The sequence below is a fragment of the Leptospira ellinghausenii genome (genome assembly GCF_003114815.1).
Classification (GTDB): Bacteria; Spirochaetota; Leptospiria; order Leptospirales; family Leptospiraceae; genus Leptospira_A; species Leptospira_A ellinghausenii.
In genome coordinates, this window is sequence record NZ_BFAZ01000003.1 from 68113 (window position 1) to 86587 (window position 18475).

The 18475-nt window shown below is 38.9% G+C and carries 18 protein-coding genes; 15 read left to right on the forward strand and 3 right to left on the reverse strand.

Annotated elements, in window-relative coordinates:
- Window positions 1–2: 2 nt before the first annotated feature.
- A complete protein-coding gene (locus tag DI076_RS02595; RefSeq protein WP_108958484.1) occupies window positions 3–1133 on the reverse strand; it encodes a cysteine desulfurase family protein in 1131 nt (376 codons plus the stop codon).
- Window positions 1111–2367, reverse strand: a complete 1257-nt coding sequence (locus DI076_RS02600) for a hypothetical protein (RefSeq protein ID WP_108958485.1) — start codon at window positions 2365–2367, stop codon at window positions 1111–1113. Before DI076_RS02600 ends, DI076_RS02595 begins: the two co-directional genes overlap by 23 nt.
- A 38-nt stretch (window positions 2368–2405) precedes the next feature.
- Here DI076_RS02600 and DI076_RS02605 point away from each other — a divergent pair, with 38 nt between their 5' ends.
- The 3 genes from DI076_RS02605 to DI076_RS02615 are packed head-to-tail and all read left to right on the forward strand — an operon-like array spanning window position 2406 to window position 6331.
- Entirely contained in the window at window positions 2406–4400 is a 1995-nt protein-coding gene (locus DI076_RS02605; protein WP_108958486.1) for a tetratricopeptide repeat protein, read from the forward strand.
- Complete coding sequence (locus tag DI076_RS02610; RefSeq protein WP_108958487.1) at window positions 4397–5185, forward strand: hypothetical protein; 789 nt, start codon at window positions 4397–4399, stop codon at window positions 5183–5185. Before DI076_RS02605 ends, DI076_RS02610 begins: the two co-directional genes overlap by 4 nt.
- A 3-nt stretch (window positions 5186–5188) precedes the next feature.
- Window positions 5189–6331 carry a CapA family protein gene (locus tag DI076_RS02615; protein WP_108958488.1) on the forward strand — a complete coding sequence of 381 codons (1143 nt, stop codon included), beginning with the start codon at window positions 5189–5191 and terminating at the stop codon, window positions 6329–6331.
- On the opposite strand, the gene DI076_RS02620 is transcribed toward DI076_RS02615, so the two are convergent.
- On the reverse strand, window positions 6286–7008 hold the full coding sequence (locus DI076_RS02620) for a hypothetical protein (protein WP_108958489.1): 723 nt from the start codon (window positions 7006–7008) through the stop codon (window positions 6286–6288). The two genes, DI076_RS02615 and DI076_RS02620, sit on opposite strands and share 46 nt — an antisense overlap.
- 151 nt (window positions 7009–7159) lie before the next feature.
- Here DI076_RS02620 and rpsF point away from each other — a divergent pair, with 151 nt between their 5' ends.
- The 12 genes from rpsF to argS all read left to right on the forward strand — a co-directional run bounded on the left by rpsF (window position 7160) and on the right by argS (window position 18471).
- Window positions 7160–7435: a 30S ribosomal protein S6 gene (rpsF, locus tag DI076_RS02625; protein ID WP_100727290.1), complete on the forward strand. Its 276-nt coding sequence runs from the start codon at window positions 7160–7162 to the stop codon at window positions 7433–7435.
- Window positions 7428–7865 (forward strand): single-stranded DNA-binding protein, encoded by a 438-nt coding sequence (locus DI076_RS02630; RefSeq protein WP_015678373.1) that lies wholly within the window; start codon window positions 7428–7430, stop codon window positions 7863–7865. Before rpsF ends, DI076_RS02630 begins: the two co-directional genes overlap by 8 nt.
- Window positions 7866–7937: 72 nt before the next feature.
- A complete protein-coding gene (rpsR, locus tag DI076_RS02635) occupies window positions 7938–8222 on the forward strand; it encodes a 30S ribosomal protein S18 (RefSeq protein ID WP_174705011.1) in 285 nt (94 codons plus the stop codon).
- A gap of 9 nt (window positions 8223–8231) precedes the next feature.
- Window positions 8232–8678 (forward strand): 50S ribosomal protein L9, encoded by a 447-nt coding sequence (rplI, locus tag DI076_RS02640; RefSeq protein ID WP_108958491.1) that lies wholly within the window; start codon window positions 8232–8234, stop codon window positions 8676–8678.
- Window positions 8679–8699: 21 nt separating this feature from the next.
- Window positions 8700–10043 carry a replicative DNA helicase gene (gene dnaB / locus DI076_RS02645; RefSeq protein ID WP_108958492.1) on the forward strand — a complete coding sequence of 448 codons (1344 nt, stop codon included), beginning with the start codon at window positions 8700–8702 and terminating at the stop codon, window positions 10041–10043.
- Window positions 10044–10054: 11 nt separating this feature from the next.
- Entirely contained in the window at window positions 10055–11860 is a 1806-nt protein-coding gene (gene aspS / locus DI076_RS02650) for an aspartate--tRNA ligase (RefSeq protein ID WP_108958493.1), read from the forward strand.
- Between the two features lies 1 nt (window position 11861).
- Window positions 11862–12869: a PhoH family protein gene (locus tag DI076_RS02655; protein ID WP_108958494.1), complete on the forward strand. Its 1008-nt coding sequence runs from the start codon at window positions 11862–11864 to the stop codon at window positions 12867–12869.
- A complete protein-coding gene (locus DI076_RS02660) occupies window positions 12866–15232 on the forward strand; it encodes an HD family phosphohydrolase (RefSeq protein WP_108958495.1) in 2367 nt (788 codons plus the stop codon). Before DI076_RS02655 ends, DI076_RS02660 begins: the two co-directional genes overlap by 4 nt.
- Window positions 15229–15693 (forward strand): rRNA maturation RNase YbeY, encoded by a 465-nt coding sequence (ybeY, locus tag DI076_RS02665; RefSeq protein ID WP_108958496.1) that lies wholly within the window; start codon window positions 15229–15231, stop codon window positions 15691–15693. The genes DI076_RS02660 and ybeY overlap by 4 nt, the downstream gene beginning before the upstream one ends.
- Window positions 15694–16443 carry a DNA repair protein RecO gene (gene recO / locus DI076_RS02670; protein WP_108958497.1) on the forward strand — a complete coding sequence of 250 codons (750 nt, stop codon included), beginning with the start codon at window positions 15694–15696 and terminating at the stop codon, window positions 16441–16443.
- The gene (locus DI076_RS02675) at window positions 16440–16694 is read left to right on the forward strand and encodes a hypothetical protein (RefSeq protein WP_108958498.1); all 255 of its coding nucleotides are present in this window, start codon (window positions 16440–16442) and stop codon (window positions 16692–16694) included. The genes recO and DI076_RS02675 overlap by 4 nt, the downstream gene beginning before the upstream one ends.
- 1 nt (window position 16695) lies before the next feature.
- Window positions 16696–18471 carry an arginine--tRNA ligase gene (gene argS, locus DI076_RS02680; protein ID WP_108958499.1) on the forward strand — a complete coding sequence of 592 codons (1776 nt, stop codon included), beginning with the start codon at window positions 16696–16698 and terminating at the stop codon, window positions 18469–18471.
- Window positions 18472–18475: the final 4 nt, after the last annotated feature.

Here is an 18475-nt window from a genome sequence, read left to right on the forward strand (position 1 = left end):
TTTCATTTTAATTTTTGGATGAGTATATTGATTTGGTCAATTAGTAAATTAAGATCTTCTAAAGTTGTAAAACTGCCAGTAGAAATCCGAATTGCTCTAAGTGCTTCTTCCTCAGAATAACCCATTTGAAGTAGGGATTTTGAAGCTTCTCTGGCTCTTGATTTGCAGGAACTTCCCGTGGATACAATGATTCCCTTTTCTTCTAATCCCAGAAGGAAAAAATCAACAGTTTGGATGGGTAAAATGAGAAAGGTTGTATTGTGGAGTCTGTTTTCATTTTTCGCGATGATTTCACAACCAAAGGATTCTAACTGGTCTTCTAAAATTTTTTGGAAACCTTTTAGTTTTATGTTTTTTTCTTCTAAGTTGGTGAGTTGGATTTCTGTTACTTTCTGTAGACAATTGATTGCAAATGTATTTTCAGTTCCAGCTCTATGTTCATTTTCTTGGTTTCCACCACCAAACAGACGAAAGTTTTTGTTTTCAGCCGGTAAGTAGGTAACGGCGGCTCCCATACCTGCACCGATTTTGTGGCCAGAGAATGTATAACCATCAAACAGGTCAAAAGGTACAGGGATTTTGCAGAATGCTTGCATCAAATCACTATAAAAAAGTTGGCCATGTTCTTTGGCTAAGTCATGAATTAACTTTGCAGGTTGAATCACTCCTGTTTCATTTCCAGCATACAAACAAATGACAGGTTTTGGGTTTTCTTTTAATAACCTTTCCAAATGATTCAGATCGATAGTTCCCGATTTGTTTGCGTGTACCAATATGGGTGAAAATCCAAAGGAATCTAAAGCAGCGTACATGCTCGCATGTTCAAAGGGAGACACGATTACCGAATCTAAGTTCGGGTATAAAATTCGTAAACTCTGGATGAGTAAAAAATTTGCCTCAGTTCCAGTGGAGGAAAAGATAAACTGTTTTTCCTTGCCATTTGTCACTTGGCTCAGATACTTTCTTGTTTGTTCGATTTTACCTTGGTTTTTAAGAGAATAACGTGTGATTCCCGAAGGATTGTAAAAGTTTTCTAAGTATTCTTTTAAACATGACTCTAAAATCTCTGGGTAAGGTGGGTGAGTCGCGTTATAATCAAAATACTTTATATCATTCGTTAAATGGGATTTCATCTGCTTCTTCGTAACGTCCGAGTTTGCGGAGAACGGACCTGGTTAGGTTATGGTATGCCTTTAAGATTTCATCTTTTTTTCCACCGACACTTCGTTCGTCGACGTTTCGCAGTTTTGGTTTTAATGAATCAAGGATAGTCAAACTTTTGTTATTTTCTTTTAGTTTGTGATAACTTTCTGCTTGTTTTAGTTTTGCTTCAAACTCATGGACAAGTAAAGCAGGTAAATTGATATCTTCTATTTCAGAAGCTAGTTGGATGTTAGCAGATTCTTTAAATTCATTGGCCGCTTTTTGGTAATAGTTTTCTTCTTCACTGCCAAGTTGGAAATACAGTTCGGCTCGACGAAATTTAAACTTTAGATACTCTCTTTCATCGGCGCCAACAAAGTATAAGATTCGTTCGTAAATATCGTCCATTTCTCTCGGTGAAAAATTTTTCATTCCTGTTAGAAGGATTTGTCTAAGTAAGGATTCCAAATAATCATTTGCCGAAACTTCTGAAAAATCACTTCGTTTGATGGAAGATAAAACCACACTTCGTTTTTGAACTGCACTTAGGCCACTCGGTACTTTTTCAAGTTCTGTTAGTTTTTTTAGAACATAGGTTTCTGTTTCGACCATATGTGTTTTGTAGGCGAGTAGGATTTCACTTGGTCTACAACTGGCCCAAGCAACTGATTCTATTTTTTTAGGTGCGATGAGTTCGGGACCTGAAAATCGTAAGGCACGTTTGTAATAATCAAGAGCCGTTAACACGGCTTCAATGTGTGAGTTCCAATACTCTTTGGGATTGGGACCGAGTGTTAATTCCCCTTGTGGTGCCATTCTTTGGAAAAGAGGAGACCCCCAATCACTTGCTTTTTCCCGCCAAGTGAGTTCTAAAAAATGGTCCTCCACATGTTCTTTGCTACGAAAGTAGAGGCAGGCTTTTTCCATGAGGGTTAGGTCTAGTGGCAGAATGGTGCCTTTTCCATTTTCTTCAGCACTAAAAAATTGGCTGATGGTTTGGAGGAGGCTCGTGCCACCTTCCTTTCTGCCTTCGAGAACTGCATCCCCTTTGGCAATCAGAGAGTGGGCGATCCGTGGATTGGGATAACCAAAAAACGAATTGTAAGTGAGGGTAATTTTGGCAAGGATCGTGTCCTTGTTTCTCAGAATCCATGGGAAAGTGATTGCCCACACGAGGAGAACAGCCAGAATGTATTTTAAATTTTCTCGGAAGATTTGGTTCAAGGATTGTCCCTGTACCCGATCTTTGCCGGAATCTACTGATGTTTCAAGCAATTAAAACTCTAAACTACCAATTCCTCTTTGTTTTCTTATGTTTTCTTTCTGTTTTTCCAAACCAGGCAGATCCAAACCCCAAAGAGAAAGTTTGTTCCCTCCTTGAGCCTGGAGTTCCAAGCGAATACTTACTCTCTCGGGCCATTTACGAACAAATAGATGGATACCAAGCAAACAACCGTAAAAAGACAGCCGAGGCAAAACTTGGGTTTGAGAACTCTGTGTCTTTTTTAGACAAATACCACACTTGTTTAAAAGAGAAAGGACAAGGTCCAAGTGCCCAATCAGCGGAAATCCAAGCACAAAATTATTTGGAGTTAGGATATCCAGGTAAAGCTTGGGAATGGTCTGAAATTGCAAAACAGAATACTAAAGAAGTCACAAAAGAACTTGTTATTTTACAAATGAGGATCCGTCTTCGGGAACAAGACTTAACAAAGGCAACAGAAGTATTGGAACATGATCTGGTCTCTTTTCCCAATGATCCTGATTTTTTGTATCTGCTTGGAAATTTGTACTTTGAACGAAAGATGTGGAATCAATCCCTATTGTATTACACTGCTCTTTCTTTTGTCATTGAAAGAAGGGACAATCATTCCAAATACAAATACATCACAGCAAAATCATTAGGTGAGCTTAATTACAAGTTAGATTACCCAAAAATTGCCATCAAACGATATAACGAATACAATTCAGTCAATAAAAATGATATGGAAGTGTTGTTTCGGTTAGCGCAAATTTATTTTGTGTTAGGCGATTTTAAGATGTCCAAATTTTATTTGGAACAAATCAGGGAAAAAAATTCGAGAGACATTGACGCCTCGCACATGTTAGCTGAAATTTATTTCTTAGAAGCTCGTGATTTAGCACCTCAGTTTTTTGATACTCTAAAAAACGAGAAAAAAATTCCAAAGGATGGTATCATCCCCATTTTATACCAATTGGTGAACGGCCGTACCATTGGGTTAGATGAAAAACTTCGAAATTTTATTAAGGCCAATCCTGGCAGGTTGTCACCACGTGTCGCTTTCCTTGAGTTAGCTGATAAATTGAATGACCCCGATTACGAACAAATCAATGCAGAAACCGCACAATATGCTTACGAATATAGGCAATACGGGCTTGCCGAAAAAATCCTCAAACGAGGGAAACAAAGATTAAAGCCAACTCAAGTGGAAGAACAAGCAAGTTACTTAGAAAAAATTGCAAACTGCCAAGAGATGTTAGGGCAGTGGAACCACGCTATCCTTTCCATGAAAGAAGCAAATGTTTTGAGTTCGGACCTTGAAAAAAAATTCCGAATGCGATTCCGTTTGGCCTATTTGTATCTGCAAGGAAATTTAAAAAAAGAAAAAGTCTCTGTGGATATTTTGTCCGAAACCATTTCGGAAAATCCGAATCCAACTCATTATTATTTGCGAGGATTGTCTTATTTCCAATTGGAAAAGTACAAAGAGAGTATTAACGATTATACACAAGCCATCCAAATGGATCCAACCAATCCAAATTTTTATTTTTATAGAGCGACTGCTTACGATAAACTCAAACAATTCCCTGAAACAGAATCAGATCTTAAAAAAACCATATCTCTCAATCCAAATGCATCCAATGCTATGAATTATTTAGGTTATTTGTATGCTGAAAAAGATATGTTTCCTGAAGAGGCCAAACAACTGTTAACTCAGGCAATTACCTTAGAACCAGATAATCCTGCCTACCAGGACAGTTTGGGTTGGGTGTATTACCGAAAAAAAGACTTTAATTTAGCTTTATTACATCTAAACTTTGCAGCCTCATTGGCTTTGGAACGAGGGTTTGAGGACCCGGTGATTTATGAACATCTGGGTGATGTGTATTTAGCAAAAAAAGACCCAGTCAATGCCGTACAATTTTTTAAACTTTCACTTTCCAAAGACAAACAGACGTCTAACAAGGACCTGGTGTCAAAAATCAAACGAGTGGAAAAGGAAATTTCAGAATGAACGCTCGTTATTTAACAATTGTTTCCATTTTACTTTCACTCAGCTGCCAATCGGCAGAAGTAGAAGATCCAAATTTTATAGGTAAAGCAAATGGAAAGTATTTACCTGCAAAGGACAATTCCTCTCAGTCTTTTTTAAAAGAGGTTTTGGACAAAAATCCCGATTTCCCTAGTTTTAAATCAGAATTTTCTATGCAGATCCAAACCTTTGTCCCTAAGAAAGAAAATGTAAATTTGGATGGAAAGGTATTTTATGCCAAAGATTCAAAACAAATTAAAATCCAATTGATGGATAGTTTTTTTGGAATGGTTTTTACTGAACTCATAGCAAACGAAAACCAAATCCAAATCAAACCAACAAGTACAAAAGAAATCCAAACCTTACCGATGGGTGATATCCTCATCCAAGATCCAAACTCGGGCAAAAAATATACAATTCCCTTCCCTGTGATTTATGCATACCTTACAGGGAATTATATAAATGAAATCCAAAACCCAAAGGCAAAATTCAATCTGAGTGAAACTAGGGTTGCTCTTTCTAAAGCAGATGGGGATTACGAATATTTTTTTAAAGATGGTAATTTGGACCGATTGGAATTAACGAGTGGTAAACGAGGACTAAAAGCCATCGCCATTGTGAAAACAAGTGTGAACCAAATACACCCACCAAAAGAAATCACAACAAAGGTTGTGAGCCTTGATACGGAAAAGGAAAATGTTCTCATCCAAATCAAATTGAAAAAATCACAGATCACCGAAGTATCTCCACAAGTATTTCGTTTTTAAGAGATGAAACATCGGTTTTTTGTTTCGCTTCTATTATTTCCGATCCTTCTTTTTTCTGCAGATTTTCCAGAACATTTGGAAGATCCATTGGAATTGCCAATCAAGTACTTATATCAGTTTCAAACAGAAACTGGTGAGGCTCTACAAATTTCCAATTCAACTAAACTTTGGTTTGGTGGTGATGTGATGTTCAATTGGGGAGTTCGGGATTCCATGCGTTCTGAGGATGTATTTTTTCCCTTTCGGAGTTTTTTTCATTACCTCGACCAATTTGACTTTCGTTTTATCAATTTAGAAACACCTATATTACACAAAGCACCTACAGCAGACCAAAGAAAATCCTATGTGTTTTTTGGGGAAAGAAGGGATCTCACTGTTCTACGTGCTCTCGGCATCAATGGAGTGTTTTTGGGAAATAATCATACAATGGATTTTGGTGAAAATGGACTTTTTGAAACCTTAGATCTGTTAGATGAATTTAAAATTTTCCACACAGGTGCAGGAAAAAACACCGACCATGCGTTGTTGCCTATCCTTGTGAAAAAGGGTAATACTGAATTTCGATTGTTTTCCTTTTCGGATACAGGCGAAACCAGGTTATTTTCTGGAACCAATTCCCCGGGTGCCGCCTATTTCCGTGTGGCCACCGCGGAAAAGGTCATCAAAAAAACGAAACCAGGGCAAGTGAATGTATTATCCGTACATTGGGGAGTGGAATATAATCCTACTCCCATGGACACGGAACGAAACGCAGCCAAATATTTGGTGAATGCAGGTTATAAGGTGATCATTGGCCACCATCCCCATGTCCCACAAGGGATCGAAGTATTCCCCAAGGGGATTGTCGTGTATTCACTTGGTAATTTTTTCTTTGGATCCAAAAACCAATACTTAAAACACAATATTTCTGTAGTGACTCATTTTGATGGCGACAAACTTTTGTTTGTTGAAGTGATTCCCGTGTTTGGAAAACACCAAAACCTCCCAGGGGATCATTATTTTTTTCCATTAGGTCCAAAAGAAGCAGAAACGTTTTTAAAAGAATATGCCATTCTTTGTAAACAACTTGGAACGGAACTTGTGATTTCAGGGGGAAGGGGTTATGTTTTTTTTGATAAGGAACTAAAAGCCAAACTGAAACCGTAGTGGAACCAACTGCACACCATACCCAATGCAAAAAAGGGAAAACTGAGTTCGAGTAAATTGGTGCGGATGATGGAAAACACCTGCAAAAAAAATCCAGTAAAGAATAAAAGGGCAGCACTCTTTAAAATCCATCCTTTTTCGTATAACCAAAAATATACGGAAACAATTGCCACATAGGAAAACAAACAAAACCATTTGAGTTGGGAAGTGGGTTTAAGATACTCCAAGGAAGGTGTCATTTCTTCTGCAGTTTTTGCATCTAAGACATTGAGTATGAGAATGTTTTCAATGAGGTCAGCAAACCCTGCAATCACAAGAAGTAGGATCATTCCCATAAAAATTTTGAGAAAGATAGGACGCACTTTACGACCTGCGTAATGCCCTGTGTAGGTTAAAAACGCCAGATAACAAAAGATAAATCCAAAGTCAAAATAGTGAACTCGACGGTATTCTGTGGATAGGTGGAAAAAATCGATGGTGTCAGGGATTCCAATGAGATCCTGGACTTGTTTTGGCGTTTCAGCCATCTCGAGACCAAGTAGTGTGGATTCAAATCCAGAATGGTTGTCGAGTGCGGGTTCTTTGGGAGTGATGTGGTTTAAAAAACCAGCATAGAGTGCTAAAAAGAGACCCAGGCCCAGGCCCCAAACTTCTGGAAAATTTGATTTTTCACCCATAAACAGTCAGAAATTACATAGAATGCGAAGGGATTCAAGGCTCCAAGAAGAAATTCCATTGACCCAAGGCCCCATAACCAAAACCCTAGTGGAAACTAACAAATTCTTCTACCTACAAGTGTTTCTATGTAGGTATACCCATAGGAGAAATATGAGAAACTACGAAATCACGAATATTCTTCGTGAAGGGAATGTAGAAGAGACGAAGTCTGCCGTTAAGGAACTTCTCTCCAAATACAACTTCACGATCCAAGGCGAAGAGGATTGGGGTTCAAAAAGACTCTGGCATCCCGTTGGACAAGACGAACAAGGTCACTTTATACTCACTAAGTGTTCTGGATCTCCCGCAGAAGTTATAAAGATTGAGCATGAATTTAAACTCAATGCCAACATCTTAAAAACCCTCGTAATAAGGGCAAATGGCTAACGATCTAAACAAAGTACTACTCATCGGTCGTATGACTCGTGATCCGGAATTTAAATCGGTGAACGGGAGTTCTGTTGTCAATTTTTCAATTGCAAATAACAGAGTTTATGTGACGAACGGCGAAAAAAAAGAGGAAACTCATTATTTCGACTGCGTTGCATGGGGCCGACTTGCTGACATATTGAAACAATATGCTGGCAAAGGGAAACAAGTAGCAATCGAAGGTAGACTCCAACAACAGTCATGGGAAACTCCTGAAGGCAAAAAAGCCTCAAAGATCCGCGTATATGTCGAGACCGCACAACTATTAGGTGGTCAAGGACAAGGTGGTGGATCCGGAGACCGATCTGACAGTTCCAATTCTTATGATTCCGGCGTAAGTAGTGGTTATGATGATTATCCAGCCGGTGATGACGACATTCCTTTTTGATAGGTGATGACAATGAGTGAAACGACAAATATTGATGATACAAGAGTAGATTCCCGTGACAGTATGGACGGGATGGATGACGACGAAAAAGGTGGTTTCCGTGGTAAAGACGGAGAAGGTAAGTTCGGTCGTAAAAACGCAAAATACAAAAAGAAAGTATGTAAGTTCTGCGCTGACAAAGCGTTACTTGCAGGACTCGATTACAAACGAGTAGATATTTTAGAAAGATTTGTAACCAACCGTGGTAAAATCATTCCAAGAAGGATCACAGGAACTTGTGGCAAACACCAAAGAGCCCTTGCTCGTGAAATCAGAAAATCCAGATCCATCGGTTTATTACCGTTTAAAGTTCTGTAGGAGTTACGGATGAAAGTTGTATTACAAAAAGACGTATTAAATCTTGGTGATGCTGGGGATGTTAAAGAAGTTGCTGATGGTTATGCACGTAACTTTCTCATTCCTAGAAGACTTGCCGTACGTGCAAACGACGGAAACACAAAAGCAGCCATCCACCAAAAAAGACTCGCTGAATTAAAACGTGACAAACGTGTAAAAGTGATGAAAGAACTTTCTTCTTCGATTGATGGTAAAACATACGAAGTGAAAGTGAAAGTGGGTGAGAACGACAAACTTTTTGGTTCTGTAACAGCGAATGATATTGCTCTCGCAATTAAAAACACTGGTGTGGAACTCGACAAACGTAAACTTGAGTTAGGCGAGCCAATTAAATCAGTTGGTGAGTTCAAAATTAAAGTTCGTTTGGCTGAAGGTGTTGTGCCTCAAATCGTAGTGAAAGTCGTCGGCCAAGCATAGTCTTACACTAACGCTTTTTCGATGAATTCTAACCCCCTTCAGGAGATAGAGTCTGAGAAGAACTTAATCGGTTACCTACTCATGAGAGGGGTAGCCGGGCAGGAAGACTTAGGTCTGAGCCCCGATGACTTTTATATGGATACCCATAGAAGAGTCTTCGAAGCGGTCACAGACCTCATTAATGAAGGGACAAACATTGACCTAGTTACGGTCACAAACCAAATGCGAGAAAAACGTCTGTTTAAAGACGAATCTCGCGACTTGGAATACATTACCTCACTTTACAAAGATACTGTCCCCTTTCAACCGTTAGAGTATTACGTTCGTCGAGTGAAACGTGTTTCCGACAGACGGAAGTATGTTGAAGCATTAAACCAAGCTATTGATAAAGTCAAACTTGAACCTGGCGAAAACGATTCCGTTTTTAGTCTTGTGGAACAGTCCCTTATGGACATCTCTCGCCAAGAGAGATCCAAAGGGTTACGGAAAGTCAAAGACGATGCCAATGCACTTATCGATTACATCAAAAATGTGGTGGCGGCAAGCCAAAACGGAACTGGTGGAATCAACGGTTTAAAAACACATTTTACTGGGCTTGATATGGCAACCACAGGTCTTAAGTCACACGAACTTATGATCCTTGCGGCACGTCCTGGAAATGGGAAAACAACATTTGCTTTGAACATCGCAGCAAATGCCGCATTGAAAGAACGTAAAACAGTTGTTATTTTCTCGCTCGAGATGAGTCGTATCGAACTCCTTCTCAAACTCATCAGTGCTGACGCAAGGATTGATTCCTATGCGTTAAAAGCGGGAACACTTACCTCCGCACAGATGACACAGTTAAAAGACAGTATTGGAAATATCACTTCGGCAAGTCTTTACATCGATGATTCAGGGTATTTGACGATCCAAGAATTTTCGGCAAGACTTCGCCAACTTCGAACCACAGAAGAAGTGGGTCTTGTGATCGTGGATTACCTGCAGCTCATGAGTGATCCGAAAGCTGCTATGGGTGGACGCCAACAAGAGGTTGCCAATATTTCCAGAGGACTTAAACAAATGGCACGGGAAGTGGGTTGCCCCATCATCGCATTATCGCAGATGAACCGTTCCATTGAAAACCGCTCGAAAGACCAACGGCCACAACTTTCCGACTTACGGGAGTCAGGTGCTATTGAGCAGGATGCGGATATTGTATGTTTTATTTATCGGGAAGAAATGGTGAAACCTCCCGAAGAGCTAGACCCAAACAAAAGGGGGATGGCTGAGATCATCATCGCCAAAAACAGAGCGGGAGCAACGGCCGATTTTCCATTGATGTTCAATCCGAAAATCAGTCGTTTCGATAACGTTCCATTATAAGAGGTTTTCAATTGAATCACTGGGTAACATCAGAATACAAAAATCGAATTAGAGCAACGAGTGTCTCAGATGCTTCGGTTGGTAAAACATTATTCCTTTCAGGTTGGGCTTTCCGTTACCGCGACCAAGGAGGAGTGATCTTCATCGACCTTAGGGATCGTTCCGGTATTTTACAGATTGTGGCAAGAAAAGAAATCCTCGGAGATGACTTTTCAAAAGTCGAAAAAATTCGTTCCGAGTATGTGATTGCAGTGAAAGGAAAACTCTCTCTTCGGGATGCAGAATCCATCAATCCCAAAATGGAAACTGGGAAATACGAACTCATAGCAGAAGCAATCGAGATTTTAAATACATCCAAAACTCCTCCTTTTACCTTAGATGAGTTTGATCCTTCTGGGGAAGAAATTCGTTTGAAGTATCGTTACCTGGATATGCGAAGAGAAGAACTTCGCGATCGTTTGGTGTTAAGACACAAACTAACATTTGCTCTACGGGAATACCTTGACCAACATTCCTTTTTGGAAATAGAAACTCCCATTCTCAATAAATCAACTCCTGAAGGGGCACGTGACTTCCTTGTCCCATCACGATTGAATCCCGGTGAGTTTTATGCACTCCCACAATCACCACAACTTTTCAAACAGATTCTCATGATTGGGGGAATGGAACGATACTTCCAAATCGTAAAATGTTTTCGGGACGAAGACTTACGCGCTGACCGCCAACCTGAATTCACACAGCTGGATATGGAGTTTTCTTTTGTCACTGAAGAAGACATCCGTCGTGAAATCGAAGCTATGTGGGCGTATGCCTTAAAAAAAGTATTCCAATTAGAAGTAAACTCTCCCTTTATGACCATGCCATACCATATGGCGATGGAAGAATACGGTTCAGACAAACCTGACATTCGTTTTGGAATGAAACTTGTGAATGTATCAGAACTTGTGAAATCATGTGACTTCCAAGTCTTCACGGGTGCCATTGCAGGTGGTGGTGTGGTAAAAGCCATTTGTGTTCCCGGTGGTTCGACCATCTCACGGAAAGAAATCGAAGACCTCACGGCTTGGCTTTCTCGCGACTTCCGAGCCAAAGGTCTTGCTTACATGAAACATGGAGCAAATGGATTAGAATCAACGATCACAAAGCGGTTCACTCCTGAAACCTTAGAAGCGATTGCTAAAGCTGTGGGTTCGAAAGAAGGAGATATGGTATTTTTTGGGGCAGATTCGTCTAAGATTGTGAATGCGTCCCTTGGTGCCTTACGTTTGAAATTATCAGAAAAATACGATCCACCTAAGGTTCCTTATAGTTTCCATTGGGTGGTTGACTTTCCTATGTTTGAGTTGGATGAAACCACAAAAACTTGGACCTTCCTCCACCATCCATTTACATCTCCCAAAGAAGAAGACTTTCAAAAACTAAGGGATTGGAAGGCTGGGAAAGAAGTTGACCTTTCTTCGATTGGTGCGAAAGCATATGATCTAGTTTTGAATGGAACAGAAATTGGTGGTGGTTCCATCAGGATCCACAACCCAGAAATCCAAAGCCTCGTACTTGAGGCGATTGGGATTGGAGAAGAAGATGCAAAATCCAAGTTTGGATTTTTACTCGATGCGTTATCCTTTGGTGCTCCTCCTCATGGTGGGATTGCCTTTGGTGTGGATCGCATCATGATGTTACTCACTGGTGGAACCTCTATCCGTGATGTCATTGCGTTCCCAAAAACACAAAAAGGAACTTGTATGATGAGTGAAGCGCCAGGCCCAGTAGAAGCAAAACAATTAGAAGAACTGAAACTCAGGGTAGTCACAATTTAATATGGATGAAAGTTTTACATTTCAGGAAGAATCCCTCTACCAAACGGTATGTGGGATTAGCGACAGCAAACTCCCGTTATGGGAAAGCCGACTGAATGTAAAACTCATCCCTCGTGGAAAATCTCTCATCATCCAAGGGAGTGAAGACCACGTTCAAGTAGCCCTTGATACCTTTCAGAAAGTAGAAGAAAACTTCAAACGAAGACCAGACAAATCCGAATATTCTTTTTTTGACATCGATTACTTGGTGAATAAGGTAAAAGACTCGAGTGGTGGATGGCCAACACCTGGTTCCCCTGACTTCCAAAAGGAAGGAGAATCTTGGACACCGAAAGACAAAATTTTTGTCACCTTCAAAGGAAAACCCATTTTTCCAAGAACCAAAAACCAAGAAAGTTTTGTCGATAGCCTTCATAAAAACTACATCACAATCGCCATGGGACCTGCGGGAACGGGAAAAACATTTTTGTCCATCGCCACTGCTTGCCGTATGATGCAAACAGGAGAGGTGGACAGGCTCATCCTCACAAGGCCTGCTGTGGAAGCAGGAGAAAACTTAGGTTTTTTACCCGGTGACCTAACCCAAAAAGTAAACCCGTATTTACGTCCCATCTATGATGCGTTACACGAATGTATCGGTTTCGAAAAAACGAGTGAATACTTACAAGTGGGTAAAATTGAAATTGCGCCAATTGCCTTTATGAGAGGCCGAACCCTTTCTCATTCCTTTATCATTTTAGATGAAGCCCAAAACTGTACTTTGCCACAGCTCAAAATGTTCCTCACACGGTTTGGGAAAAATTCCAAAATGGCAATTTCGGGAGATGCCACACAAATTGACCTCGCCCATGGTCGGTCAGGCCTTGAAAAAACAGTTTACACTCTTCGAAATTTGAATGGAATAGAGACAATTTTTTTCGGAAGGGAAGACATTACCCGTCACCCGATTGTGGAATCGATTGTCCGACGATTTGAAGAAAACGAAAGCCTATTTAACAAAAAACAATGAAAGCGATCTTTGATTCTTCTATGACGAGTGTGACTGACTTTTTAACAAAAGTGAGACCTGTCTCTGTAGTTCGTAACATCCAAATCATTTTGGTATTTCTTACGTTACTTTTTGTTACATACGTACTTTCGATTCCTTTTTTTGGGCAATCAAAGGTCAATACAGATCCAGATGGATTATTTTCCGAAGGTAAAATTGCACCTGAAACCATCCAATCGGTAAAAGAATTTTCCTATGAAGATATCGAAAAAACGAATTTAGAAAAACAAAAGGCAAAATCGAATGTTCCCTTTGCTTTTGACAAAGATTTCGGAGTCCTAGTTGCTGGAATTGACACCAATTTATCAGAGGATTTAGAAATCCTTCGCATCTTACTCCAAGAGGGAAAATCCAATCCTTCTGTTGTGAAAGACCGCATCCCACGATGGCGTAATCGTACAAACGAAGAAATCCAAGCGATCTTAGATTATCCGAGAAAAGACAAATTAAAAAACTTCATACAACAATACACCAATTTGATATTTTCAAAGTATTGTATTGTCAAAGAAGATTTACCTTTTGCAAAGGAACTAGACAAAGCAGGAGCTAAAATTCGTAACATTGGCACACAAGACCATACCACCATCATTGATGGGAATTTAGTCATTCCTCGTTCTCAAATCTATAAAGATGGGCCAGTTACTGCCGTCTTGTCTAAGTTAGCTTCTGAAAAATTACCAAACGTTTCTGACTCACTTCTCAAAGCAGTTTCAAGGATTGGATTGTACTATGTGTATTCCTATCCTGCTTGTAATTATAATCCAGAGGAAACAGAAAATGCAAGGGTAAAAGCGGCAACTGCAGTTGTTGTACAAAAAAGCCGAATCCAAGCAAATGAAATCATCGTTAGAGCAGGGGATGTCATCACACCAGAAGTGAAGCTAAAACTGGATATGATGAATTTATATGCGACTCGGGCAAACCTTGCGTCCATCATTTCTATTTTTCTCACTCAGTGTGTGCTTATAGTCATTGTGGGATTTTATTTGATTCGATACAGGCCAAACCGATTGAATGACCTTTCGAGTAACCTCATCATCTTTTTTACGCTTTGGATTGTGATCGCTTCAATTTATTTGTTATCTAAAGTGTTTTATGCAACTGACAGTGATTTGTCGGCAGTATATTATTTTGGAATGTTTGTCCCCGTGGGAATGCTTTGTTTGCTTCTCGGTTTTGTATATGACGAACAACTTTCCATAGCGATTGGATTCTTTTTGTCTTTCGCAGTGTTCTTCGCCTCTCGTTACAATCCCACATCTTTTATGTTAGCGTTCACCGTTGCTGTGATGAGTTCCATTTATGGCAGAAGGTTACTCAAACGAATTGATTTTTTAAAAGCAGGGTTTTTACTCACATTTGTTCAAATCCTTGTGACAACTGCGGGTTATTTGTTTGATGGTAGAGAGTTTTTTGTTTCCAGTGGTGCTGGATTTTTTAAGGACTTAACTAATTCCAATCTCTTTCGAATTACTGTGATGTGTTTTGTGAATGGATTTGCAAGTGCCACTGCAGTTCAGTTTTTACTCCCTTTGTATGAATATATTTTCAATATTCCAACTCGGTTTAAATTGATTGAACTGGCGGACACAGGTCATCCTCTTCTGCAACAGCTTCTTACCAAAGCACCTTCTACCTACACACATACATTTATGGTGGCAGCACTTTCGGAACGAGCAGCTCAGAATTTAAACTTGGACAGACTTCTCGTGAGAGTGGGAGTGTACTTCCATGATATTGGTAAAATTCCAAATGCTGGTTTTTTTGTGGAAAACCAACATTTAATTCCAAAACCAGAACACATTGATAAAAATAATCCGGCACTTGCCGCAAAAACAGTTATCGATCACGTGTTAGATGGGATTGAAATGGCGAAAAAAGCAAGGCTTCCACGGGAGATCATTAGTTTTATCCCAGAACACCATGGAACCTCCACTATGGCATTCTTTTATCATAAAGCTTTACAAGAAATCTCTAGTAGCGCACGGAAAAATATAAACAAAAAAGATTTCCAATACCCAGGTCCTAAACCACAAAGTAAGGAAACCGCAATTGTGATGATTGCTGATTCACTAGAGGCAGCATCACGTTCGTTAGATGAGGTGTCTCAAGAAAGTTTGGATGAGCTAATACGTAAAATCATCAATTCAAAATTAGCAGAGAACCAGTTAGATGAAAGTGGTCTAACCATTGGTGATTTAGAAATCATCAAAGCAAGTTTTAAAGAAGTTTTACTTTCCAGTTTACACCAAAGACCTAAATATCCGAAACCAGAAGATACAAAGGCATTGGAAACAGCGAATACTAAAAAACCAAAATCATGAATCCTAAACTTCAGGTTTTCACAAATTGGAATGACGAAACAGACCAAGTGGAAATCGATCCAGAGTTAGTCATCCAAAATTGTGAACTCATTTTACAGCACATGGCTCCCAAATTTTTACAATCGTTGGAACTTTCCGTGTTCATTGTGAATGACCAAATGATGTCGGAAATTAATGGGGAACGTCGAGGAAAATCAAAGACAACAGATGTATTGTCGTTTCCATTGTATGACGAATCATTAAAAATACCGGTTCAAATTTTAGGCGAAGTTGTGATTTCCATGGAGACTTGCAAAAAACAAGCAATTGAAATAGGTCATTCCGTTATTGATGAATTTTATCGTCTGCTTGTGCATGGGATCTTACATCTATTTGGTTATGATCATGAAACTAATGAAGAGGATGCAGTTTTAATGAGAAAAATGGAAGATGAATGTTTGGATTTGGTATTTGCAACGTAAATGGCAATACGAAAAGAAACAGGAATCATCATCCAAAGTAAAGACATCGGTGATAGTGACCGACTGATTAGTCTTGCCGGGGAATCCCAAGTCCGAATGAATTTTATCAGTAAAGGGATTCGTAAATCCAAACGACGTGCCATCATTTCAACAGAAATTGGTTGTTTGGTGGAAGTAGATTTTTACGACCAAGCAGAGAAGGACTGGAAATCGACAAAAGAAATCCATTTGATCAAACGTTTTGATGAACTAAAGTCTGATTATATAGGAACCCTTTTTGTTTTCTACATTACGGAACTTACTTCTCAATTGTATCCTGAAGGGGAAAATCATCCTTTTTTATTCCAGTTACTTTCTGGTAGTTTGGAAACAAGTAATACAAATGGTTTTCGAAAGGAAATTTTGCCATTTTTTAAAATCAGAGCACTAACCCATATGGGCCATTTCCCCTCGGAATTTTATTGCCATACATGCGGGGAGGAAGTCCTCACAAAATCTAAGGCTTATTTTTCAGTTGATTCCCGTGAATTTTTATGTTCTGATTGCCATCCCATTTCCAAAGATCATTTGCCTGTTTTAAAACTATTTCACACAATGTTATCTAAGAAATTTTCAAATGTTTTGGTTATTTTTCCGAGAGAGTTTGAATACAGAGAAGGTGATATGATCCTGAATCAATTTATACGTTCTCTTTTTGGAAAAGAGTTAAAATCTTATTTTGAGTTTTATCGAACGATTGGTGATTTATGAATTTTATAACAAAAACGACCTTACTTGTGATGACCTTTTCGGTTTTCCTTGCTCTGTTCCAATTATTACTCAAAACAGAAAATCTAAAACAAAATTCCGTTAATCCTAAAACAAAACCAAAGAATGAAATCTTCCAAGCGATCCTTCGAGAAAAAGAAGAATCTATTCCTAATTTTGTATCACGATTTAAAATCAAAAGTTTTGAACTATGGGAAAATTCAGACAAATTAAAAATGGAAATTAAATATTAAAATGAAAGCCAATCAATTATTAAAGAATATTGTCCTCGCAGAATTAGAATCTGCAGTTACGTCTTATATACAAAAGCTGAATGTCGATATCCCATTTGAAGATTTTAAAATTCGAATTGAATATTCGAGGGACGAAAAGTTTGGAGATTACTCCTCTCCCTTTGCCTTAGAGAATAAAAATCTTTTAAAATTGAACCCGAAGGACATTGCTGAAGGAGTTCTTGCCGAAATCAAAAATGATTCCCTTTTTGATTTTGTATCTTTTTCTCCGCCTGGTTTTATCAATTTCAGAATTCGTCCTTCGTATTTAATTGGGTATGTTGCAAAAGTCATGTCACCTGTTGTTTCCTTTGCAAAAACAGATGATTTGGAAACAATTTTGTTAGAATTTGTTTCCGCTAACCCAACTGGTCCCATGAATATTGTATCTGCTCGTTCTGCTGCTTATGGTGATGCATTAGCAAACTTATTATTGAGTTTAGGTCATACCGTCAAACGAGAGTTTTATGTAAACGATTACGGAAACCAGGTGTATTTACTCGGAGTGGCAGTTTTAATTCGAATTTTTGAAAGTAAAGGGGATCACATTTCCTTCCAAGAAGAAGAATCTGACGAGTCCATATTTTCACTGATAGAAAAACGTGTATTACCCAAAGAAAGTTACAGAGGGGAATACATTAAAGACATTGCCAATGAATTACTTAAAAACTCAGAGCATTCAAAACAAGTTGCGGATTGGATCCAAAATAAAAATTGGGAAGAATGTATTCAGTTTTTATCCAAGTATGCAGTTGAGTATAACCTTAGCCGACAAAAAGAAGACTTAGACTTATTTGGTGTTCAATTTGATAAGTTCTACAGCGAAAGAAGCTTACACGAATCAGGTGAAGTAGAAAATGTGCCTTCCCTTTTGAAAAAAGAAGATGTCGCCACAATCGATGGTAAACTCCATTTTTTATCAACCCACTATGGTGATGACAAAGACCGTGTGATTCGTAGGGAAGATGGAAGGCCAACTTATCTCATGGCTGACATTGCCTATCATTTTGATAAATACAAAAGAGGATTTACCAAACTTATCGATATTTGGGGACCTGATCATTATGGTTATATTGCTCGATTAAAAGGGGCAGTGGAATCCTTCGGGAAATCAAAAGAAAGTTTTATGGTTCTCATTGCTCAACAAGTGAATCTGATCGAAAACAAAGAAAAGGTTAAAATGAGTAAACGGTTGGGAATTTTCCAAACTATGCGGGATTTGTTAACTTATCTAGGAAAAAATGGAAAAGATGTGGGACGATATTTTTTCCTAATGAGAAGTTCGGATGCACCACTCGATTTTGACTTGGATTTAGCAAAAGATGAATCAGATAAAAATCCTGTATTTTATATCCAATATGCTCATGCAAGAGTTTGTTCCATCTTCCGTGAATTACAAATGAATATATCAGAATGGAAGTTTCCTACTGATTTAAAAGTTGAACAATTCCAACAAGAAGAACGAGTTCGACTTCTTTTTTGGGTTTCCCGTTTTCAGGAAGAAGTTTATGATACCGCAACTCATCTGGAACCGCATCGCCTAACAAACTATCTTCAATCTCTGAGTAAGGCATTTACCAAATTTTATTCTCATAAAGATAACCGTATCAAAGAGAAAGTAGGTGAGGAAAAGGAACAATTATTGTTACTGATCTATGTTACGAAATTGGCAATTGCTTCAGGTTTAGAACTTCTTGGAATCTCTTCACCTGAAAAAATGTCGAAAGAAGAAGTATAAGGAT

Excerpts from the sequence above, each read along its gene's own strand:
- DI076_RS02595 (WP_108958484.1), bottom strand. The coding sequence starts at position 1,133 with ATGAAATCCCATTTAACGAATGATATAAAGTATTTTGATTATAACGCG.
- DI076_RS02675 (WP_108958498.1), top strand. The coding sequence starts at position 16,440 with ATGAATTTTATAACAAAAACGACCTTACTTGTGATGACCTTTTCGGTT.
- DI076_RS02620 (WP_108958489.1), bottom strand. The coding sequence starts at position 7,008 with ATGGGTGAAAAATCAAATTTTCCAGAAGTTTGGGGCCTGGGCCTGGGT.
- recO (WP_108958497.1), top strand. The coding sequence starts at position 15,694 with ATGGCAATACGAAAAGAAACAGGAATCATCATCCAAAGTAAAGACATC.
- rplI (WP_108958491.1), top strand. The coding sequence starts at position 8,232 with ATGAAAGTTGTATTACAAAAAGACGTATTAAATCTTGGTGATGCTGGG.
- DI076_RS02660 (WP_108958495.1), top strand. The coding sequence starts at position 12,866 with ATGAAAGCGATCTTTGATTCTTCTATGACGAGTGTGACTGACTTTTTA.
- rpsR (WP_174705011.1), top strand. The coding sequence starts at position 7,938 with ATGGATGACGACGAAAAAGGTGGTTTCCGTGGTAAAGACGGAGAAGGT.
- argS (WP_108958499.1), top strand. The coding sequence starts at position 16,696 with ATGAAAGCCAATCAATTATTAAAGAATATTGTCCTCGCAGAATTAGAA.
- dnaB (WP_108958492.1), top strand. The coding sequence starts at position 8,700 with ATGAATTCTAACCCCCTTCAGGAGATAGAGTCTGAGAAGAACTTAATC.
- DI076_RS02655 (WP_108958494.1), top strand. The coding sequence starts at position 11,862 with ATGGATGAAAGTTTTACATTTCAGGAAGAATCCCTCTACCAAACGGTA.
- DI076_RS02615 (WP_108958488.1), top strand. The coding sequence starts at position 5,189 with ATGAAACATCGGTTTTTTGTTTCGCTTCTATTATTTCCGATCCTTCTT.
- DI076_RS02630 (WP_015678373.1), top strand. The coding sequence starts at position 7,428 with ATGGCTAACGATCTAAACAAAGTACTACTCATCGGTCGTATGACTCGT.
- DI076_RS02605 (WP_108958486.1), top strand. The coding sequence starts at position 2,406 with ATGTTTCAAGCAATTAAAACTCTAAACTACCAATTCCTCTTTGTTTTC.
- DI076_RS02610 (WP_108958487.1), top strand. The coding sequence starts at position 4,397 with ATGAACGCTCGTTATTTAACAATTGTTTCCATTTTACTTTCACTCAGC.
- rpsF (WP_100727290.1), top strand. The coding sequence starts at position 7,160 with ATGAGAAACTACGAAATCACGAATATTCTTCGTGAAGGGAATGTAGAA.
- ybeY (WP_108958496.1), top strand. The coding sequence starts at position 15,229 with ATGAATCCTAAACTTCAGGTTTTCACAAATTGGAATGACGAAACAGAC.